We start from the raw sequence: 19,074 nt of genomic DNA, 5'->3' as shown, positions 1-19,074 counted from the left end.
GACGGAAACTCACCCCGTCGGCTACCGTCTGGAACTCGGATCCAAACGACCGGAGCGACACATGATCGTGATGCTCACCGCGCTCGAAGTGGAGTACGCCGCGGTGCGCGCGCACCTGTCCGGCACCGCCCTCCACCACCACGCGTCCGGCACCCTGTTCGAGGTCGGCACCACCGGTGGTGGGCAGCAGGTCGCCATCGCCCTCACCGGCATGGGCAACTCCAGCGCCGCCACGATGACCGAACGCGCCATCACCGAGTTCGACCCGGACGTCGTGCTGTTCGTCGGCGTCGCCGGCGGCCTGCGCGACTGGCTGCGGCTCGGTGACGTCGTGGTCGCGAGCCGGGTCTACGGCTACCACGGCGGCCGCGAGACGGAGGACGAGTTCCTGGCGCGGCCGCGGGCGTGGGACGTCCCGCACCACGTCGAGCAGATCGCCCGCTCGATCGCGCGTGCGAAGGAGTGGAGCGCGAACCCGCCGAACGTCCACTTCGAACCGATCGCGGCCGGCGAGGTGGTGCTCAACTCGACCGAGTCGACGCTGGCCAGGCAGATCCACCGCAACTACAACGACGCGGTGGCGGTCGAGATGGAGAGCGCCGGGGTCGCGAACGCCGCCCACCTGCACATGGCCACCCCGTCGGTGACCGTGCGCGGCATCAGCGACCTGGTCGACGACAAGGACCTCACCGACAAGCAGGGGTGGCAGCCCAAGGCCGCTGCCAACGCCGCCGCGTTCGCCGTCGCCCTCGCCGGCGCACTCGCGCAGCCCCGCCGTCACAAGGGAAAGGCCCGGCCCGTGGGCGACACGACGAACAACTTCCACAACTACAGCGGTGTCGGTCAGCAGATCGGCATCAACAACGGCGTCGTGAGCGCGGCGCACCCGGCGGCCGCACCGCGCGACCGGCTGGACGCCATCACGGCGGCGGTGGTGCACGCGCACAAGAACGGCCAGATGGACACCGCGTGGTTCACCACGGCCATGGTGGCGCTGGACAACCTGCGCAACTCCTCCGCACCGCTCGACCTCCGCCCCCTCAAGGCACTGCTCGGCGGCGTGCCCGCCCTCCGCCCGGTGCTCGACTCCATAGTGGACGACTAGATGACCGCTGCAGCGACCAACACCTTCGACAACCACGGCGACGTCGAGACCCAGGTCGGCGTCAACAACGGCGTCATCCACAAGACGTCGATCTACAACAACAACGCCGGCGAGCCGCCGGAGACCAAGTTCGAGAACGCGCTGACGTACTTGCGCGGTGGCCAGCCGCGGATGGCCGAGCGGCTGCTCGAACAGGTGCGGCAGGCCGGTCTGGTCACCACCCGCTTCCACTACTACTACGTGCTGGCGCTGCTGAGCGACCGCACGCTGAACGAGCTGCCGCCCAGCGAGTTCAAGAAGATCGTGTTCGAGCTGTCCAGCGCGAAGACCTCGCCGGAGACGCCGGGCGAGTACCACCGGGCGCTGTGGGTGGTCGAGCACCTGATCGCCTACATCGAACGGCAGGACCGCGCCGCTGACCCGAGCGGCGGCGAGCTGCACGAGGTGTCCACGGCGTTCCGGGAGCTGCCGGCCGCACGCCAGCAGGAGATCGCCCGGCACCTCGACATGATCCTCGACGGCGCGGTGCAGGACTCGCTCGACGCCTCGATCGCGGCCCTCGCCGAGCAGCGCCGGATGGACAACCGGCGCGAGCACCGGGCGTGGCTGTACTTCCAGCCGGAACCGGCGCCGCCGCTGCTCGCGGAACCGGTGAAGGCGCCGGTGGACCTCAAGGCGTGGGCCATGTCCGTGCTCGGCGGGCTCGCCGGGCTGTGGGGCCTGGTGCGGCTCTTCGACTTCCTCACCGGCGCGGCACCGGGTGCGGCGTGGCTCGCGGTGCTCCTGGTGCTGGGCGGGGCGTTCCTCTTCGTGTGGTTCCGCGTCCAGGCCAAGGTGCTGGACCGCCGCCGCGGTGTGCGCGAGGCGCGGCTGCGCGGCTGGAACGAGGGCCCGCCGCGGGAGGTGCCCGACTGGAAGGTCGAGGAGATCTCCTGGCGCGTGCACGCGGCGTTCGACGCGGAACGACCGCCGAAGCGCACGGTCCGCCACCACGTCAACCCGAAGAACCCGGAGCCGCAGAAGGACTGGGACGCCGACACCGCGGGTCTGCGGGTGTCGATGGTCGACTGGTTCGTGCGCATCTACGGCGCCACGCACACCGAGCCGTCCGGGCTGATGTGGCTGATCCGCTGGCACACCCGGCGGCTCAGGGAGCAGTGGCAGGCCGACGGGCTGCACGCGTTCCGCAAGGAGCTCAAGACCCCGTGGTACGCCAAGGTGCTGCCGGTGGCCGGGATCGTGCTCGTGGTGCTGTTCGGGCTGTCGCTGATCGGGATGCAGCCGGGTCCCGGCTCGTTGTTCGCCCTCGGGCTGGGCGTGTGCGCGTTCGGTGCGAGCGAGGTGCTGGCGGCGTTCCGGGTGCGGGCGGCGCTGCGGGCCGACTACGCCGAGCAGCTGCGCGAGGAGACCGAGGCCTACCGCGGCTGGCTCGACCTGCTGCGGGACCGGCCCTCCGACGACGAGATCGCGTACTGGCTGCGGTTCGACGTGCTGCACCTGAAGTGCCGTGCGATGCGACGCAGCCAGCTGTCCAGCAAGGACATCATCTGCCACGTCGAGCTCACCGAGGGCGCGCCGGGGGCGTTGCGGGCCCGCGACAAGATGGCGCCGGTGCGGTACTCCGAGTACTGGGTCAAGGTCTTCCTGCTGACCAGCGGCGGTGTGCACGAGACCGAGTACTGGCTGGACTTCTTCAACGGCAACGTGCACGACCCGCACGACATGTCGTTCCGCTACGACGCGGTGGCCTCGGCCACGCTGAACGAGGTCGGCGTCCAGTTCTCCGGCAAGCGCAGGCACATCGTGCGGATGGGCGACAACGTCCAGGTGGGCGACCAGTTCACGTTCCGGCAGGCGATGCAGCTGTCGCTGGTGAACAGCCAGGACATCTACGTGCTCGTCGACGACTTCCGCGGGATGACCGACGAGAGCGAGGACGAGGCGAAGCTGCGGGAGATCGCGCAGCAGTCCTCGGGCGTGCAGAGCGCGTTGCACATCCTGCAGGCCGTGGCCCGCGAAGGCCGTGAGTGGATCTCCCGGCAGCGCGACCGCCGGCAGCGCCGCTGGCAGGACTTCGCCGAGCAGCAGCAGTTCCGGGAGCTGCAGAGCGGCTGGGAGCAGCGCCGGGAGATCGGGTGATGGACCCGCGCCGGTTCGTGAAGCGGCTGCCGGTCGCCGACGCGCTGCTCGACCGCATGGCCTACACCGGGGCGCGCGGTGACCGGCGGGCGGCGCTGCTGAACGCCTTGCTGCCCTCCGGTGCCCTGGCGCACTCGCTCACGTTCGCCGTGGCACCGGCGGGCGAGGAGGTGCTGTCGTGGCCGGCGCGGTTGCCGCCGCTGACCGCGCTGCTCGCCCCCGGGTCGCCGTTGACCGGCGCGCAGGTCGTCGTGCACACGCGGCCACCGGCGCCCGGTGCCTACCGCGAGCTGATCCAGCACGGTGTCCCCGCGCACCGCTGGACCTACGTCGCGGTCTCCTCCGACGACCCCGCCTCGGCCTCGGTCTGGACGCAGAACGTGTTGCGGCAGCACGGTTTCACCGCCGCGCAGCTGGACCAGGACGAGCTGCTGGACGTCGTCGCGTTCCTCGGTGGCCTCGACGGTGCGGCGGCGTTGGCGAAGCTGATCGAGCGCGGGTTCGAGGCGTGCACGATGGGCGCGGAGCTGCACGCCTGCTTCACCTGGTCGGAGGCCCCGGTGCTGGAGCTGCTGAGCCGGTTCCCCGCCGTGCCCGCCACGGTCGGGGTGCGGGTCGCGCGGACCGGCGGCGAGTTCGTCGCGGAACGGGTGCTGCGGTTGAGCGGTCCCGACGTGAAAGCCCTGCAGGGCGCCGAGACGTGGCTCGCGAACGGTGTCCGGCACGCGGGGCGGTTGCAGCGGCTGAACGGGCACCACGCCTCGGCGGCCGCGGTGACGGTACCGGTGTGCGTGCCGCCCTCGTTGCCCTCCAAGCAGTCCTGGACGCACGTCGAACCGCCGCACGTCGCTGGTCGGGCCGCGGCGTGGACCGGTGGCGCGGGCGTGGTGCTCGGGTGGGACGTCGTGCGGCAGGCGCACGCGCCGTTGCGGCTGTTCCGGGAACGGCCGGTGGTCGGCGTGGTCACGAGCGCCCGGCTGGCGCACCTGGTCGCGGCGCGGTCGGTCAGCTGCGGTGCGGGCGTGACCGTGCAGTCGGAGGCGCCGTGGCCCGGTCCGTTCGGGCACGCGCGGCCGGGTCCGCCCGCGGTGGCGCTGGGCGGTCCGCGGTTGCCGCACCTGCTCGTGCTGGACCGCCCGGCCGAGGTGCCGGGGCTCGCGGGCCTGCCCGGCTCGCACCACGCGGTGCTCGTGGTCGCCGACCTCGGGCCGGAGCACGTGCCGTTGCTGGAGGTCGCGGACTTCGCGGTGGCCGGCGACCTCGGTGCGCCGCAGCAGTCGTTGCTGCGCGGGGTGTTCGGCACGTGGCTCGACGACCTCCCGCTGGTGCCGGGGCAGGTGACGGTGATCGGGCGCGGTGTCGCTGCCCGCGTCGGCATCACCCTGACCGGCCAGGAACACCACCTGCTGGGCTGACGCGATGCCGACGGTCTTCGTCAACTACCGCGTGCGGGAGCAGCCCGGCTACGCGACGCTGCTGCACCGCGAGCTCGCGCAGGCGTTCGGCGCGGACCGGGTGTTCCTCGCCTCGCGGTCGCTGCGGGCGGGCGACGACTTCGTCGAGGAGGTCTTCGCCCACCTGCGCCGCTCGCAGGTGCTGCTCGCGGTGATCGGGCCGCGCTGGCTCGACCACACCGGCGACCCCGGCGAGGACTGGGTGCTGCGCGAGATCGCCGAGGCGTTCGAGCTCGGCATCCGCGTGGTGCCGGTGCTGGTCGAGGACGCCGAGCTGCCCACCGGCCTGCCCGCGGGCGTGGAGGCGCTGCACCGCTGCCAGTACGTGCGGCTGCGGCACTACTCGGTCGACAGCGACATCTCCGCGCTCGTCACGCACCTGCGCGGCATCGCCGGCGACCGCCCGTCGCCGTCGGTGTTCCGGCTGGGCGACCGGTCGTGCCGGATCGCGATCCACGAGGGGTCGATCCGCAGGGTGTACGACTGCGACGCGTGGGTGAACAGCGAGAACACCGACATGCGGATGGCGCGGCACACGGACTTCTCGGTGTCGGCGATCATCCGGTACTGGGGTTCGGCGCGCGACGAGACCGGGCGGATTGTCCGCGACCTGGTGGCCGACGAGCTGGAGGAGCTCGCGGCACCCCGCCGCCCGGTGGCGCCCGGCACGGCGCTGGTGACCGGGTCGGGGGCCCTGGCGGTGACGCACAACGTGCGGTTCGTCGTGCACGTCGCCGCGGTGCAGGGCGAGCCGGGCGCGGGGTACCGGCAGGTGTCGGACATCGGCGGGTGCGTCACGACGGCGCTGGACCGGGTCGAGCCGCTGGGGGTGCGGACGATCCTGTTCCCGTTGCTGGGCACCGGGGTCGCGGGCGCGGACGTCCCGCACACGGCGCGGATGCTGGTGCAGGCGGCGGTCCACCACGTCGAACGGCACCCGGAGACGGCGTTGGAGCGCATCTCGTTCCTGGCCTACGACGACCACGAGCGGCTGGCGCTGGAGCAGGCGGTGCGGATGCTGCCGCTGGTGTCCGAGCGCTGAGCCGGTGGCGCCCCTCAGTGGCCGAGGTCCGTGCGCAGCGCCGCCGCGCCGCGCAGGTGCACGTGCTTGACCGACGCCCGCGGCAGGTCCGTCCGTCCTCACGTGCGCGAGCAGCCGGACCACCCGCGGCATCGCCCCCGGCACGGCGATCTCCGTCGCCGACAGCAGCGGCACGTCCGGCAGGGCCTAGGGAACCCACTCGGCGGGGTCCTGCGGGGTCAGGTCCGCGAGCAGCAGCCCGCTGCGCGGTTTGGGGGTGAAGTAGGTGCTCTTGCGCGGCATCTTGGCCCCGGCCAGCACGGCGGACAGCGGCACCGGCGCGATCAGCAGCACCGCCTCGGCCTCGACCCGCGGGTCGACCACGGCCTTCACGCACGGGCTCTCCGGGTCCAGGTCCAGCGCCTCGTGCAGCAGCACCGACTCCACCACGGCGTGGTCGACGCCGCGTCCCGCGGGCAGCTCGACGCGCAGCACGGTGTCCGGGGTGCGCACGACGACCACGCCCGGTTCCGGGTCGGTCACGAACGGCAGCTCGCCGACGCGCAGCCCGACCCGTTCCCACGCCGCCACCAGGTCGGCCGTGCCCAGCCCGGTGCCGACGACCGCGCGGTGGAACGGTCCCACCCGCAGACCGGGCCCGGAGGTGACGAGCGCGAGCAGCCCGGCGAGGCCCGCCTCCCTGGCCGCGGCGACCCGGTGGTTGCCGTCCGCGACCAGCAGCCGGTGTGCCCCCGCCGCCGCCAGGAACGCGTCCTGCCGCTCACCGGGGCCGACCAGCCACACCCAGTGCCGCCGGCCACCGGAGTCCACGAGTGACACGGCCGGGTCCTCGGTCATGCCGTGCACCAGGTCCGTGAGCCCGTCGTGCGGCGTCATCGGGACCAGCATCGCCGCGCTCGTGGCGATGCCGAGGGTGGCCAGCACCTCGGCCCGTTCGGCGACCACACCGGGGTAGACGTCCTCGGTGTGCGCGATGGCGTCCGGGTCTACCAGGCACAGCAGCCCGCACGCCGTGCCGTCCGGCCCGTCCACCCGGTAGGGCGCGACCACGTCGGTCACCTCGCGGTAGGCCCGCCGGATCAGGACGGCGAGCTCGGCGCGGGCGGCCGGCAGCGCTTCGAGCAGGCCGGTGCCCGCCGCGAGCGCCCGCGGCGTGCGGTGCGGGTGCTGGACGGCCAGCAGGGTGCCGTGCGGGGCGCGGGCCAGGGCGCCGATGACCTGGCCGGGCTCGGCGAACTCGTCGACGTCGGGGCCGGGCACGCGGTCGCGCACCACCCACCCTCGTCGCACCGGGCGAACTGGGAGAGACATCCACGTATCATGATCTGTGTGAACGTGGAGATCACGCCCCTTCCGGGCATCGGGACGCGTCAGGACTTCACCATCCGCGCCGGGCGCCGGGTCGGTGTGATCACCTACCGCGACGGCAGGTTCGAGCTCATCCTGTCCAAGGCGAGCGACCCCGACTCGTGCGCGGCGTCGATACCCCTCTCACCGGAGGAGGCGAACACGCTCGCGGGCCTGCTCGGCGCGCCGCAGCTCGTCGCCCACCTGCGCGAGGAGACCCGTGACATCGCGGGCATCACGACCCGCCAGCTGCCGGTGACCGCGTTCGCGAACCACACCCTGGGCGAGACCGCCCTGCGCACCAGGACCGGTGCGTCCATCGTGGCCGTGGTGCGCTCGGGCAACGCCCACCCGTCGCCAGGACCCGACTTCATCTTCGAGAACGGTGACCTCGCGGTCGTCGTCGGCACCGCGGAGGGCCTCGACGCCGCCGCCGAGATCCTCCACGGCGGTTAAGCACAGTGCATGAGACAACCATCGCCATCATCCAGCTCGGCGCGGTGTTCTTCGGTCTTGGTCTGCTCGGCCGCGTCGCCTGGAAGATCGGCATCTCGCCGATCCCGCTCTACCTCGTCGGCGGCCTCGCCTTCGGCGTGGGCGGCTTGGTCCCGTTGCACGGCATCGACGAGTTCACGCACCTGGCCAGCGAGATCGGCGTCGTGCTGCTCCTGCTGCTGCTCGGCCTGGAGTACTCGGCCTCCGAGCTCACCACCGGCCTCAAGCGCTCGTGGATGGCCGGCGTGCTCGACCTGGTGCTGAACGCGGCACCGGGCGCCATCGCGGCGTTCCTGCTGGGCTGGGGGCCGGTGGCGGCGCTCGCGATGGCGGGCGTCACCTACATCTCCTCCTCCGGCATCGTCGCGAAGGTCCTCGGCGACCTGGGCCGGCTGGGCAACCGCGAGACACCGGTCGTGCTGTCGGTGCTGGTGTTCGAGGACCTCGCGATGGCGGTGTACCTGCCGGTGCTGACCGCGGTGCTGTCGGGCGTGAGCTTCCTCGGCGGCCTCACCTCGGTCGGCATCTCGCTGCTCGCGATCACCGTGGTGCTGGTGGTGGCGCTGAAGTACGGGCGGTTCATCTCGGCCATTGTGGACAGCCCGGACCACGAGGTGTTCCTGCTGAAGCTGCTCGGCTCCGCGCTGCTGGTGGCCGGTGTCGCCTCGCAGCTGCAGGTGTCGGCGGCGGTCGGCGCGTTCCTGCTCGGCATCGCGATCTCCGGGTCGACGGCGGAGAACGCCACCCGGTTGCTGGAGCCGTTGCGCGACCTGTTCGCGGCGATCTTCTTCGTGGTGTTCGGCCTCAACACCGATCCGAAGTCGATTCCACCCGTCCTCGGAATCGCGGTGGCGCTGGCGGTGATCACGACCGCGACGAAGGTCGTCACCGGCTGGTGGGCGGCGCGGCGGCAGGGCATCGGCAAGATGGGCCGCATGCGTGCGGGGGCGGCGCTGGTGGCGCGCGGTGAGTTCTCCATCGTCATCGCCGGCCTGGCGGTGGCGTCCGGTCAGGTGAACGGGGAGCTGGCGGCGCTCGCGACCGCGTACGTCCTCCTGATGGCGATCCTGGGGCCGATCGCGGCCAGGTACGTTGAGCCGATCGGTGAATTTTTCCAGCGACGTCGGCAGATGGCCTGAAACAGACGCCTCCGGATGACGACTCTCTCTAATAGAGCTACAGGAGAGTAGGGGCGATCATCATGACCGAACCAGCGGAAGTGGAGACGACGGGCCGATTCCTGGTGCTGCTGCGGGAGGACGCCGTCGACGAGGGGGTGGCCGAGCTCGGCGCGATCGCCGGGTTCGACCCGAACAGCGGAGACCTGGACCCGGACACCGTGCAGGTGTTCCCGGAGCTGGGCGTGGCCGTGGTGACCGCGGACCCGGCCCTGCTGGCCGAGCTGAACGGCGCCGCCGAGGGCCCCGGCCCGGTGCAGGTCGTCGAACCGGAACGCGTCGTGCACGTGTTCGCCGCACCCGTGCCCGACGACGAGCCGGAACCGGCGGCGGACGAGTCGGTGCTGACCTGGGGCCTGCAGGCGGTGGGCGCGGACGTCAGCACGGCGACCGGCAAGGGCGTCAAGATCGCCGTGCTCGACACCGGCTGGGAGCAGAACCACCCGGACTTCACCGGCCGGACCATCACCACGAGGTCGTTCATCACCGGCGAGGACGTGCAGGACGGGCACGGCCACGGCACGCACTGCATCGGCACCGCCGCAGGCCCGCGCAAGCCGGCGACCCCGCCCGGCTACGGCGTGGCGTTCGAGGCGGAGGTCTTCGCGGGCAAGGTCCTGTCGAACGCGGGCTCGGGCTCCGACGGCGGCATCCTCGCGGGCATCGACTGGGCCGTGGCCAACGGCTGCGCGGTCATCTCGATGTCGCTGGGCGCGGACGTCCCCGCGGGCACCCCGTACTCGCAGATCTACGAGACGGTCGCCCAGCGCGCGCTCGCGAAGGGCACGCTGATCATCGCCGCGGCCGGCAACGCCTCCACGCGCCCCGGCCGGGTCGCACCGGTCGGTCACCCGGCGCGCTGCCCGTCCATCATCGCGGTGGCGGCGATCGACGTGAACCGCGCGATCGCGTCGTTCTCGTCGGGCTCGGCGGACAAGATCGGCCAGGTCGACGTGTGCGCCCCCGGCGTGGACGTGCACTCGTCGTTCAAGCTGCCCGAGAAGTACCGCCGCCTGCGCGGCACGTCCATGGCGACCCCGCACGTCTCCGGCGTGGCGGCCCTGGTCGCCGAACGCACCGGCGCACGCGGCTACGAGCTCTGGGCCCGCCTGGCCGGCACCTCCCTGCGCCTGCCCCTGCCGTCGACCGACATCGGCACCGGACTCGTCCAGGCGCCATGACCGGTTCGGTGGACCAGGTGATGGTCTCCGTGACCGAGGGTTCCCTCCCGCAGGTGCTCGACGACCTGCGGGAGGCGGGCCTGGTCGTCGACACCGTCCTGGAGGCGCTGGGCGTCGTCACCGGTACCGCCGAGATCCGCGCGATCCCCACGCTGCTCGCGGTGCGCGGTGTCATCGACGTGGAACGGCAGTGGCGCGTGCAGCTCCCACCCTGGTGACTAGGCTCTGCGCTGACCCCATTCCTGCTCGATCGAACACGTGTTCTACGATTGTGCGCGGGGTCACGTCGTTGCGCAGAGAGGAAACCTGATCGTGTCGGACACGCTCACCGAGGTGCAGGCAGTCGAGAAGACCGTGGTGGAGGGCACCCCGGCGCCCGCCGCCGGGCCGGTCGGCGCCGTGAAGCCCGCTGCGGCTGACGCTGCAGCTGCTGTGGTTGATGCCGCGGCCGACCCTGCGGTCGACGCTGCCAAGTCGGCCGACGCTGCCAAGCCGGTCGACGCTGCCAAGCCGGTCGAGGCCGCGAAGCCCGTCGAGGCGGCTCCCAAGGCCGAGAAGCCCAAGGCGGCCGCCCGCACCAAGAGCACGGCGAAGAAGACCCGCACCGTCGAGCTCACGCTCACGGTCACCGGCACCGCCGAAGGCGAATGGCAGGCCGACCTGGTCCACGGCACGCAGCGCGTGGTGTCGGGCCTCGTCATCCCCGCCATCGCCGTGGCGAAGGCCGCCAAGGAACTGCACGAGGACATCGCGGAGGGCATCGAGTCGGTGCTCGAGGCGGCCCGCGACCAGCACCGCACCCGCATGGAGGAGCTCGAAGCCGAGCTCGCCAGGGTGAAGGCGCAGCTGGCGGAGCTGTCGGAGTAACAGCGCGTCGTTGTTCCGCAGTACGGCCCTGGGGGCGGTCCGCGTGTGGCGGGCCGCCCCTTCGGCGTTCTGGGCGGGACGTTTGCGGGGGTGGTTCGCGGGGGCGCGAGAGTTCTGCGGGGTTGCGTCACCCGGACGGGTGAAGCTTGTCCGGATCTGCGCCTGGGCTCGTCTTGTTCACGTCCGGATCGCATGGGCTCGCGCGCCCCGGAATGAGGAGGTGCGGCGGCCGGCCCTGGGTGACACGTCCGCGGTACCGCGGAGGTGCGCCCCGGTCGAGGGGAGGAGAGTCACGCCGAGCCGGGCCGGATCGGGCCGAACCGGACCGAGCCGCGCCGCGCAGGGCGGGTGGGCGCGGGCGGGGTTGAGCAAGACCGTGCCAGGCCCGAGCCACATCGGGCCAGCCAAGCCGAGACCCCGAGACCGCACCGGACCGGGCCGCGCCAAGAGCCGAGAGCCGAGAGCCGAGAGCCGAGAAAGCGAAGGGGCGGTCCGCCGCAGCGAACCACCCCCCTCACCCTCAGCCGGCGCTACCGCGACGGGTCCAGCAGCAGCTTGCCCGCCGTCCGGCGGGACCGCAGGTCCTCGTGGGCCTGCCGGATCTCGCCCATCCCGTACTCGCCGCCCGGGATCGCCTTCAGCTTGCCGTCGACCACGAGCTGGAACAGCTCGGCCATCGCGCGGTGGGCGAGGGTGCCGTGGTCGGCGTCGCGGACCTTCAGGGCGTGGGGCAGCCACATGCCCGCGACGGTCGTGGAGTGCACGAGCAGGGCGCCGAGGTCGACTGGCTTCGGCCTTTCGCGTGAGGCCATGCCGTAGAACGCGAGGCGGCCGAACGGGGCCAGCGCGGCCAGCGACTGGTCGGTGGTCGCACCGCCGGTCATGTCCAGGACGACGTCGACGCGGCGTCCGTTGTTCGCCTCGATCAGGGCGGCCGTCATGTCTTCCGCGCGGGAGTCGACTGCCACGTCGGCGCCGAGGTCGAGGGCCAGTTTGCGCTTGTCGTCGGACGACGCGGTGGCGATGACGCGGCCGGCGCCCCAGAGTTTCGCCAGCTGCACGGCGATGGTGCCGACGCCGCCCGCGGCGGCGTGGACGACGACGGTCTCGCCGGGTTCCTGGTGCGTGGACTTGCGCAGCAGCAGCCAGGCGGTGGCGCCCTGCACGATCAGCGAGAGAGCGGCCAGGTCGTCGACGCCGTCGGGCACGTCGAACGTCGTCAGCGCGGGGGCCACGGCCTTCTCGGCGTAGCCGCCGGAGTTCTTCGTCAGTGCCACGACCCTGCGTCCGTCCTCAGTGGATCCGACGACCTCGCCGCCGGGGACCAGGGGCAGGGTCATCTTCGCCAGGTAGGAGTTCTCCGCCTGGTGCGTGTCGGCGTAGTTGAGGCCGGCGCGGCTGACGTTGATCAGCACCTCGCCCTCGGCCGGTACGGGGTCGGGCAGCTCCACCTGCTGGAGCACCTCGGGGCCGCCGAACTCGGTGATCTGGATGGCACGCACGTCAGTTCTCCTCGAGCGCGATCGAAACGGGGTCCTTGCGGGCGGCGTCGATGCGCGAGCCGTCGGGGTTGCGCGGGCCGGGCGGGTTGCGGAAGCCGAACGGCTCGGAGGGCCGGCCGGACTGCACGAACCACGCCTCGCCGGTGCCAGAGCCCTCCACAATGGACATGAAGGTGTCCACCACAGTCGACACGGGCAGGATCGGCATGCCGATGTCCTGCAACGTCGAACGCAGCGGCGTGATGATGCCGGTGTCGGCGAACGCCGGGCAGAGGGCGTTCACGCGGATGTCGGGGTACGCGCCGGCCAGGGAACGGACCAGGCCGACCACGGCGGCCTTGTTCGCGCCGTAGACCGGGTCGCCGGGCATCGGCATGAGGCCGGCCATCGACGCGGTGGCGATGATCTGGCCGCCCGACGCGCGCACGTAGGACAACGCGGCGTGTGCGCCGTAGACGACGCCGTCGAGGTTGATGGCCATCGCGCGCCGGTACACGTCGGCGTCGAAGTCGTCGCCCAGTGAGCAGCCGGTGCCGATGCCGGCGTTCAGGAACGCGATGTCCAGGCCGCCGAACTCGCGCACCGCGACCGCGACGGCCTCGGTCGAGTCGGCGGGCTGCGTCACGTCGCAGCGCACGAACACGCCGCCGGCCTCGTCGGCGACGAGCTTGCCCCGCTCGACGTCCACGTCGGCGACCACGACCCGGACACCGAGCCCGGCCAGGCGGCGGGCGGACGCGGCGCCGATGCCGTTGGACCCGCCGGTGATGAGCGCGACCTTGCCGGTGAGCTCCACTGGCACCTGCCTCCTCGAAGATGTGCAACATTCCGACCAGTCGGTATGGTCGTCCGCACGACGCTGGACGTCAAGCGGACTGATGGGTACGTTACTAAGCGCTTGCTTAGCTCACAATTGGAGGAGGACCCGTGGCCGACAGGGTTGCCATCGTCACCGGCGCGGCGCGTGGCATCGGTGCCGCCGTCGCGCAGCGCCTCGCCGCGGACGGCCTGGCCGTCGCGTTGCTCGACCTCGACGAGCAGGGCGTGCTCGAAGGCGCCGACAAGATCGTCGCGGGCGGTGGGCGCGCCATCGGGCTCAAGGTCGACGTGACCGACGAGGAGCAGGTCAACGCGGCCGTGGCCAAGGTCGCCGAGGAGCTCGGCGCGCCGACCGTGCTCGTCAACAACGCCGGTGTGCTGCGCGACAACCTGCTGTTCAAGATGTCCGCGAGCGACTGGGACACGGTCATGAACGTGCACCTGCGCGGCGCGTTCCTCATGAGCAAGGCCGTGCAGGCGTTCCAGACGAAGGAAGGCTTCGGCCGCATCGTCAACCTGTCGTCCACGAGCGCGCTGGGCAACCGCGGCCAGGCCAACTACTCCGCCGCCAAGGCCGGTCTGCAGGGCTTCACGAAGACCCTCGCGATCGAGCTCGGCAAGTTCGGCGTCACGGTCAACGCGATCGCGCCCGGTTTCATCGCCACCGAGATGACCAAGGCGACCGCCGAGCGCATGAAGATCTCGTTCGAGGACCTCGTCAACGGTGCCGCGCAGACGATCCCGGTCGCGCGCGTCGGGCAGCCGGAGGACATCGCGCACACCGCGTCGTTCCTCGTCAGCGAGGGTGCGGGCTTCGTGTCCGGTCAGGTCATCTACGTCGCCGGCGGACCGAAGGACTGAGGGCAGCCCCATGCGCGCGTTCGAGAGCATCGACGAGCTGGTCGCCGCGAAGGGCGAGCACCTCGGGTTCGGCGAGTGGCACGAGGTCACGCAGGAGCAGGTCAACCTGTTCGCCGACGCGACGCTGGACCACCAGTGGATCCACATCGACGTCGAGAAGGCCGCGCAGGGCCCGTTCGGCGGCCCGGTCGCGCACGGCTACCTGACGTTGTCGCTGGTGCCGTACCTGGTGCGCGACGTCTACACGGTCAAGAACATCAAGATGGGCGTGAACTACGGCAGCAACAAGGTCCGCTTCCCGCAGCCCGTGCTCGTGGGCGCGCGGGTGAGGGCCGGGGTGGAGCTGCTGGACGTCTCGGACATCGCACTGGGCAAGCAGCTCGTCACGAAGGTCGTCGTCGAGATCGAGGGCAGCGACAAGCCCGCGTGCGTCGCCGAGATCGTCAGCGTCATCGTGCCGTGATCGAGTGGATCAGCAGGTCCGCGTAGTGCTCCGCCAGCCGCCCGGCCGGGATCTCCCCGTCCGGGCGGTACCAGGTGCCCAGCTGGTGCAGTGAGCCGAAGAAGTAGTGGGTGGCGACGTCGGCCGGCACGTCGGAGCGGAACGACCCGTCGCGCTGCCCCTCTTCGACCAGGCCGCGGAACCGCTCGTGGTAGCGCCGCCGTTCGGCGCGCACCTCCTTCTGCTTCTCGGCCGAGAGGTGGTTCATCGACCGGAAGAACACCTTGGCGGCGTCGAAGTCCTCGATGCTCGTGATGATCACGTCGACCGCGGCCTCGCGCAGCCGCGCGGTGACCGGCCCGTCGCCGGAGACGATCTTCTCCAGGTGTTCGGTCTGCAGGCGCAGCAGCCGCCCGTAGATCTCGTGTAGCAGGTCGTCCTTCGACCCGAAGTAGTGGTACATGGCGCCCTTGGTGACGCCGGCGTGTTCCACGACCTCCTGCACGGCGACCCGTTCGTAGCCCTTGTCCGCGAACAGGCGGGTGGCGGCGTCGATCAGTCTTTCAGGCACGGTCACGCCCGGAGCGTACCGCCAGGGCGTGGGGAACCCGGGCAATGACCAGCCACTGGACGGTTGCCGTCGAATCCACAGTGGACTCCCGCTGGCGTGATCACCTCTTGAGCAGCCCGGCCAGCAGGCCCGCGATGTTGTGGGCGTCGTCGTGGCCGCGGTGGTGCGTGCCGTCGAGGCGCTGCCCGGCGATCCGCAGCGCCTCGGCCATCCCGACCTCCCGCGGCAACGCGTGCGCCAGCGCGAACAACGTCTTGACGTTGAGGTGCCGGGGCCCGAACGGGTACTTCACCCCCAGTGCGGCGCACTGCTGCTCGAACATGATGCGGTCGTAGTTGCCGTACGACGCCCAGACGCGGTCGGCGGAGCGGTACTCCTTGCGCAGCAACGCACACGCCTCGGCGAACGGGACACCGCCCGCGACCTGCCCCGCGGTCAGCGTCGTGAGCCGGGTGCAGAAGGGGCTGACGGACGACAGCACCGGCCGCACGAGCACGCTGCGCCGCTCACCCCGCTTCCCCGAGCTCACCTCGAGCGGGCTGATCCCGATCTCGATGATCTCCGAGACCTCGCCGGGCGGCGGCGTCCCCTCCCAGCAGGTCGACTCGACGTCGACGACCAGCACGTGGTCCAGTGCGATCATGTGTCGATCATCCCCGCCCTGTCTACTGGAACACGACGACGGGCAGCACGACGACCTCGCCGGCCTCGGCGTTCCACGACTGCACCTTGCCCAGGCAGCGCGCGTTGAACTGCCCCGGCGGCAGCGTGTCGCGCAGGCTCGCCCGGTCGCACTCCACCCGCACCCGGTGCTCGCCCGCGGAAGCGAGCAGCACCGCCCGGTCACCGGCGTCGTCGCCGAGCTCGAACCGGCCGTGCAGCGACACGTAGTCGCGGATGTCGTTGAGCCGGGTGGCCCGGCCACGCCGCCACGCCTCGTCCGCGGTGATGGTCCGCGTGGTCAGGTCGACGTCCACGACGCCGTGCGCGGCCCGCAGCCCTGCCAGGACCACGCCGATCACGTCGATCTCCGTGGCCGGTTTCTCGTAGGTGTCGGTGTTCTGCTCCACCACCGACCCGTCCACACCGATGCCGAACTCGTTCGGCCCGACCTGGAGCTTGCCGTTCTTGGTGACGGTGATCTGCTTGACGAACTGCCGGGTGACGGCGTCGTCGTAGCGGCCGACCTTGCACAGGTTGATCATCCGCTGGCCGTGCACGTAGAACAGCAGGCCCGGCACCTCCGGCTGCGGGTCGCGGCGGCGCACCCAGTGCACGGCCAGCGCGACGACCACGACGAGCGCGGCCAGCGTCACGCCCCACAGCAGGAGCCAGCCCCACAGGACCGACCACCAGAGCCCTCTATCGACATCCACGGATCTCCCTCACCGCCTGCGGCAACGACGTCGCGCCGGCGTCCACGAGCCGGCCACCACTGGCCTGCGCCACGCGGTCGAGCTCCGCGCGGTCCGCCTCACCGAACCGGATGGGGTACACCGGCACCTCGCCCCGCCCGACCCGCAGGAACTCGTCCACCGACGGGCCCGCGTTGTTCTCGCCGTCGGTCATCAGCACGACCGCCGTCTCCCCGCGGGCCAGCCGCAGCGCGTGGTCGAGCGCACCCCAGATGGCCGTGTTGTCGCGCAGGTCATCGGACGCGACGACGGCCAGCAACGCGTCGAGGTCGGCCCTCCCGCGCACGGTCACCGAGCGCTCTTCCAGCACGGTGCCCGCGAACCGGACGATCGTGACCGTCTCGCCGACGTAGAAGCGGTCGAACCCGGTGAGCGACGCGAACGCCTCGCGCAGCGCGGTGATCCGCTCGCCGCGCATGGACGTCGAGTAGTCCAGCACGAACACGACCTGGCGGCCCTCGCCCGCCCGGTCGTGGAACACGAGCAGCCGGTCGAGCACCTCCTGCCGGTCCGGGAAGTACAGGGCGGTGCCGATGTCGGCGGTCAGCCGCCGGTCGCGCGGTGCGGCCGGGTCGACCGGGCGCCGCCAGGTGCGTTCGGCGATCATCCGCTGCGCGGGCGGTGACCGCAGCCAGTCCACGACCCGGTCGTAGGCGGTCCGGTGCGCGGGGTCGACCAGCATCAGCGGGTAGTCCGACAGCACGATCCCGTCGCGCGGGTACACGAGCTCCAGCGGTTCGGGGAGCCGCCCGGAGGCGTTGAGCGCCAGCAGCTCCGACTCGTGCGCGACGACGCCGTCGACGGTGTCGTCGGCAGAGCGCCGGACGAGCTCGGCCACCGGGTCGGGCACGTCGAACGCCCGCCCGGCGAGGAACCCCTGCAGGCGGTCGCAGCTCACGTCCTCCGGCCGCAGCGCCGCACCGGTGCCTGCGGCCGCGGTGGCCACCCCGATGAGCGCGGCCATCCCGCCACCGGACACCCGCGGGTCGGCCATGCCGTAGCGGAACTCCCCCACCGCCGCCCGGTCCGCGACGTCGGCCCACGTCGGCCGCTCCCCCAGCACGGCCCGCCGGCCCGGCCGCACGCCCAGCACCACCGGGGAGGTCATGATGCTCGCCGACAACGCTGGCTCGGCGCCGCGCAGCCGCAGGAACCGGTTGCTGGACAGCCACGCCAGGTCGAACCCGGCGAGCGACCGGCTGGCCTCGACCGTGCCGCGGTGCTCGACCGCCAGCTCGACACCGGTGGCGCGCCTCAGCTCGGCCAGCACCGGGGCGAGGTCGGCGAGCTCGGGGCTCGCCAGCACCCGCAACCGCACCGGCGGAGGTGAGCTGGAGGTGCACGCGGTCAGCACGAGCAGCAGCACCGCGGCGACGACCCTCACCGGCAGTCGCCGACGACGTCGAGCATGCGCTCGAAGAACTCGGCCTTGGGCAGCGGCACCCGGCCGGCCTGGCCCACCGGTGGCTGCGGCAGCCCGTGCTCGGTGATGACGCGGCCGAAGTCCTGGTCGGTCTCCCCGCTCCAGCCCAGCGGGTGGAACCCGAGCTCGACGGCGCGGCGGCGCAGCTGCGGGTCGTTCATCATCAGCTCGCCGATCCGGTCGCCCTCGGGCGTGAACGAGATGAGCTCGGGCGTGCTCTGGTGCTGCGCCGTCGGGTAGAGCAGCACGCGGTCGCGGTCGGGCTGTTCCCGCCGCAACTGATATGCGATGTACTGGTGCTCATATATCACCGCGATGACCGCGTGCGTGCGTCCTTCCGGCACGAAGAACTTCGGCGACATGTCCTCACCGGCCTGGCCCTGCGCGGCGATGTGCGGTTTGACCAGCAGCCCCAGCTCCTCCGCCTCCCGCAGGCTCTGCACCGGTTCGTCGCGCAGCGCGGCCGCGTAGAACCCGACGAGGGCCGCGCCCGAGTAGGCCTTGCACGGGTCCGGTGACTGGGCGACAACGAGGTTGTTGTTGCTCAACCCGAGGTCGCTCCACCTCTGCTCGGACAACGCCATGAACTTGTCGAGGTCGAGGTCGTAGAACAGCGGCGCGGGGTTCTCGTCGTGCGCCACGGCGGCGCCCGCCCGCCTCAGCGCCTCGGCGTGCTCGCGGAAGGTGGCGAGCACGACCGGGGTGAAGAACGGGCGGAACGGCACCGCGTGCTTGCCCTCGCGGCGTGCCTTGACCCGTTCGTTCGCCACGTGCCCCGAGGGGAACACGAAGTGGTAGCTGTCCAGGTCGGGGCTGTCGGCGAGGTCGCGCGACCCGATCGGGGTCACGTGCACCTGGTAGCCGCGCGCCATCAGGATCTGCTTCACCTGCTCGTCCTGGAAGAACTCCCGCTTGGACGCGAGCATCACCCGCACCACGGTGGTGCTGCGGAACGGCCCGGTGACGTGCCCGGTGACCAGCAGCACCACCAGCCCTGCCACGAACACCGCGAGCGGCGGCGCGAACCACAGCAGAAAACGTCTTCGCGGGTCGACCGCCCTGAACTCCGGCTCCTGCACGACTCCCCCTCATGCCGAAAAGCCCCCGACGAGGATTAGACGCGTCGAGGGGGCTCTTGGCACTAGGTCGTGTTTCAAAGGTGCTGACTGGCGGCGTGTCGGTGCCGGAACGTGGCGAGGTCTCCGGTAAGTGGGTTAGCGACCAAGCAAACCT

The 19,074-nt window shown here is 71.7% G+C and carries 19 protein-coding genes; 11 read left to right on the top strand and 8 right to left on the bottom strand.

The genetic code is table 11. From position 1 onward, the window contains the following. Window positions 1-61 precede the first annotated feature (61 nt). From ACZ7CD_RS38890 to ACZ7CD_RS38875, 4 genes are read left to right on the top strand one after another with little or no spacing between them, the layout of a single operon-like run. Entirely contained in the window at window positions 62-1,105 is a 1,044-nt protein-coding gene (locus tag ACZ7CD_RS38890; RefSeq protein ID WP_470368820.1) for a 5'-methylthioadenosine/S-adenosylhomocysteine nucleosidase family protein, read from the top strand. Continuing rightward, window positions 1,106-3,244, top strand: a complete 2,139-nt coding sequence (locus ACZ7CD_RS38885) for a hypothetical protein (RefSeq protein WP_360398922.1) — start codon at window positions 1,106-1,108, stop codon at window positions 3,242-3,244. Further along, on the top strand, window positions 3,241-4,659 hold the full coding sequence (locus ACZ7CD_RS38880; RefSeq protein ID WP_470380922.1) for a hypothetical protein: 1,419 nt from the start codon (window positions 3,241-3,243) through the stop codon (window positions 4,657-4,659). Before ACZ7CD_RS38885 ends, ACZ7CD_RS38880 begins: the two co-directional genes overlap by 4 nt. A gap of 4 nt (window positions 4,660-4,663) precedes the next feature. Beyond that, entirely contained in the window at window positions 4,664-5,740 is a 1,077-nt protein-coding gene (locus ACZ7CD_RS38875) for a TIR domain-containing protein (RefSeq protein WP_470380921.1), read from the top strand. 186 nt (window positions 5,741-5,926) lie between these two features. Here the strand turns inward: ACZ7CD_RS38875 and ACZ7CD_RS38870 are convergent, their stop codons facing one another. Next, complete coding sequence (locus ACZ7CD_RS38870; protein WP_470380920.1) at window positions 5,927-7,051, bottom strand: DUF1015 family protein; 1,125 nt, start codon at window positions 7,049-7,051, stop codon at window positions 5,927-5,929. A gap of 18 nt (window positions 7,052-7,069) precedes the next feature. Between ACZ7CD_RS38870 and ACZ7CD_RS38865 the strand changes: the two genes are divergently transcribed. From ACZ7CD_RS38865 to ACZ7CD_RS38845, 5 genes are all read left to right on the top strand, one after another. Then, window positions 7,070-7,543, top strand: coding sequence for a cation:proton antiporter regulatory subunit (locus tag ACZ7CD_RS38865; RefSeq protein WP_360398934.1), 474 nt, complete (start codon window positions 7,070-7,072; stop codon window positions 7,541-7,543). A 5-nt stretch (window positions 7,544-7,548) separates the two neighbouring features. Beyond that, window positions 7,549-8,721: a cation:proton antiporter gene (locus tag ACZ7CD_RS38860; protein ID WP_360398937.1), complete on the top strand. Its 1,173-nt coding sequence runs from the start codon at window positions 7,549-7,551 to the stop codon at window positions 8,719-8,721. A 62-nt stretch (window positions 8,722-8,783) separates the two neighbouring features. Then, the gene (locus ACZ7CD_RS38855; RefSeq protein ID WP_470380919.1) at window positions 8,784-9,941 is read left to right on the top strand and encodes a S8 family peptidase; all 1,158 of its coding nucleotides are present in this window, start codon (window positions 8,784-8,786) and stop codon (window positions 9,939-9,941) included. Further along, window positions 9,938-10,159, top strand: a complete 222-nt coding sequence (locus ACZ7CD_RS38850) for a hypothetical protein (protein ID WP_458433606.1) — start codon at window positions 9,938-9,940, stop codon at window positions 10,157-10,159. Before ACZ7CD_RS38855 ends, ACZ7CD_RS38850 begins: the two co-directional genes overlap by 4 nt. Window positions 10,160-10,253: 94 nt before the next feature. Continuing rightward, a complete protein-coding gene (locus ACZ7CD_RS38845; RefSeq protein WP_470380918.1) occupies window positions 10,254-10,808 on the top strand; it encodes a DUF6319 family protein in 555 nt (184 codons plus the stop codon). A 530-nt stretch (window positions 10,809-11,338) separates the two neighbouring features. Here ACZ7CD_RS38845 and ACZ7CD_RS38840 read toward each other — a convergent pair. Continuing rightward, window positions 11,339-12,310 carry a quinone oxidoreductase family protein gene (locus ACZ7CD_RS38840; protein WP_470380917.1) on the bottom strand — a complete coding sequence of 324 codons (972 nt, stop codon included), beginning with the start codon at window positions 12,308-12,310 and terminating at the stop codon, window positions 11,339-11,341. Between the two features lies 1 nt (window position 12,311). After that, window positions 12,312-13,112 (bottom strand): SDR family NAD(P)-dependent oxidoreductase, encoded by an 801-nt coding sequence (locus ACZ7CD_RS38835; RefSeq protein ID WP_470380916.1) that lies wholly within the window; start codon window positions 13,110-13,112, stop codon window positions 12,312-12,314. 125 nt (window positions 13,113-13,237) lie between these two features. Here ACZ7CD_RS38835 and ACZ7CD_RS38830 point away from each other — a divergent pair, with 125 nt between their 5' ends. Together ACZ7CD_RS38830 and ACZ7CD_RS38825 are read left to right on the top strand one after the other, a co-directional pair. After that, entirely contained in the window at window positions 13,238-13,990 is a 753-nt protein-coding gene (locus ACZ7CD_RS38830; protein WP_470380915.1) for an SDR family oxidoreductase, read from the top strand. A gap of 10 nt (window positions 13,991-14,000) precedes the next feature. Continuing rightward, on the top strand, window positions 14,001-14,453 hold the full coding sequence (locus ACZ7CD_RS38825) for a MaoC family dehydratase (protein WP_360398958.1): 453 nt from the start codon (window positions 14,001-14,003) through the stop codon (window positions 14,451-14,453). On the opposite strand, the gene ACZ7CD_RS38820 is transcribed toward ACZ7CD_RS38825, so the two are convergent. The 5 genes from ACZ7CD_RS38820 to ACZ7CD_RS38800 form a co-directional block, all read right to left on the bottom strand. Beyond that, window positions 14,440-15,009 carry a TetR/AcrR family transcriptional regulator gene (locus ACZ7CD_RS38820; protein ID WP_470368826.1) on the bottom strand — a complete coding sequence of 190 codons (570 nt, stop codon included), beginning with the start codon at window positions 15,007-15,009 and terminating at the stop codon, window positions 14,440-14,442. The genes ACZ7CD_RS38825 and ACZ7CD_RS38820 overlap by 14 nt on opposite strands. A gap of 94 nt (window positions 15,010-15,103) precedes the next feature. Next, window positions 15,104-15,646, bottom strand: a complete 543-nt coding sequence (locus ACZ7CD_RS38815) for a 3'-5' exonuclease (protein WP_470380914.1) — start codon at window positions 15,644-15,646, stop codon at window positions 15,104-15,106. Between the two features lie 22 nt (window positions 15,647-15,668). Then, window positions 15,669-16,379 (bottom strand): hypothetical protein, encoded by a 711-nt coding sequence (locus ACZ7CD_RS38810; protein WP_470375854.1) that lies wholly within the window; start codon window positions 16,377-16,379, stop codon window positions 15,669-15,671. Continuing rightward, the gene (locus tag ACZ7CD_RS38805) at window positions 16,366-17,802 is read right to left on the bottom strand and encodes a vWA domain-containing protein (RefSeq protein WP_470380913.1); all 1,437 of its coding nucleotides are present in this window, start codon (window positions 17,800-17,802) and stop codon (window positions 16,366-16,368) included. Before ACZ7CD_RS38805 ends, ACZ7CD_RS38810 begins: the two co-directional genes overlap by 14 nt. Beyond that, complete coding sequence (locus tag ACZ7CD_RS38800; protein ID WP_470380912.1) at window positions 17,799-18,920, bottom strand: hypothetical protein; 1,122 nt, start codon at window positions 18,918-18,920, stop codon at window positions 17,799-17,801. The genes ACZ7CD_RS38805 and ACZ7CD_RS38800 overlap by 4 nt, the downstream gene beginning before the upstream one ends. Window positions 18,921-19,074 lie beyond the last annotated feature (154 nt).

The organism is Lentzea sp. NPDC036949 (genome assembly GCF_055608075.1).
Note: the sequence above shows the minus strand (reverse complement) of the source record. Positions and strands in the feature narration are given on the sequence as shown.

Excerpts from the sequence above, each read along its gene's own strand:
- ACZ7CD_RS38890 (WP_470368820.1), top strand. The coding sequence starts at position 62 with ATGATCGTGATGCTCACCGCGCTCGAAGTGGAGTACGCCGCGGTGCGC.
- ACZ7CD_RS38885 (WP_360398922.1), top strand. The coding sequence starts at position 1,106 with ATGACCGCTGCAGCGACCAACACCTTCGACAACCACGGCGACGTCGAG.
- ACZ7CD_RS38875 (WP_470380921.1), top strand. The coding sequence starts at position 4,664 with ATGCCGACGGTCTTCGTCAACTACCGCGTGCGGGAGCAGCCCGGCTAC.
- ACZ7CD_RS38870 (WP_470380920.1), bottom strand. The coding sequence starts at position 7,051 with ATGTCTCTCCCAGTTCGCCCGGTGCGACGAGGGTGGGTGGTGCGCGAC.
- ACZ7CD_RS38855 (WP_470380919.1), top strand. The coding sequence starts at position 8,784 with ATGACCGAACCAGCGGAAGTGGAGACGACGGGCCGATTCCTGGTGCTG.
- ACZ7CD_RS38850 (WP_458433606.1), top strand. The coding sequence starts at position 9,938 with ATGACCGGTTCGGTGGACCAGGTGATGGTCTCCGTGACCGAGGGTTCC.
- ACZ7CD_RS38825 (WP_360398958.1), top strand. The coding sequence starts at position 14,001 with ATGCGCGCGTTCGAGAGCATCGACGAGCTGGTCGCCGCGAAGGGCGAG.
- ACZ7CD_RS38815 (WP_470380914.1), bottom strand. The coding sequence starts at position 15,646 with ATGATCGCACTGGACCACGTGCTGGTCGTCGACGTCGAGTCGACCTGC.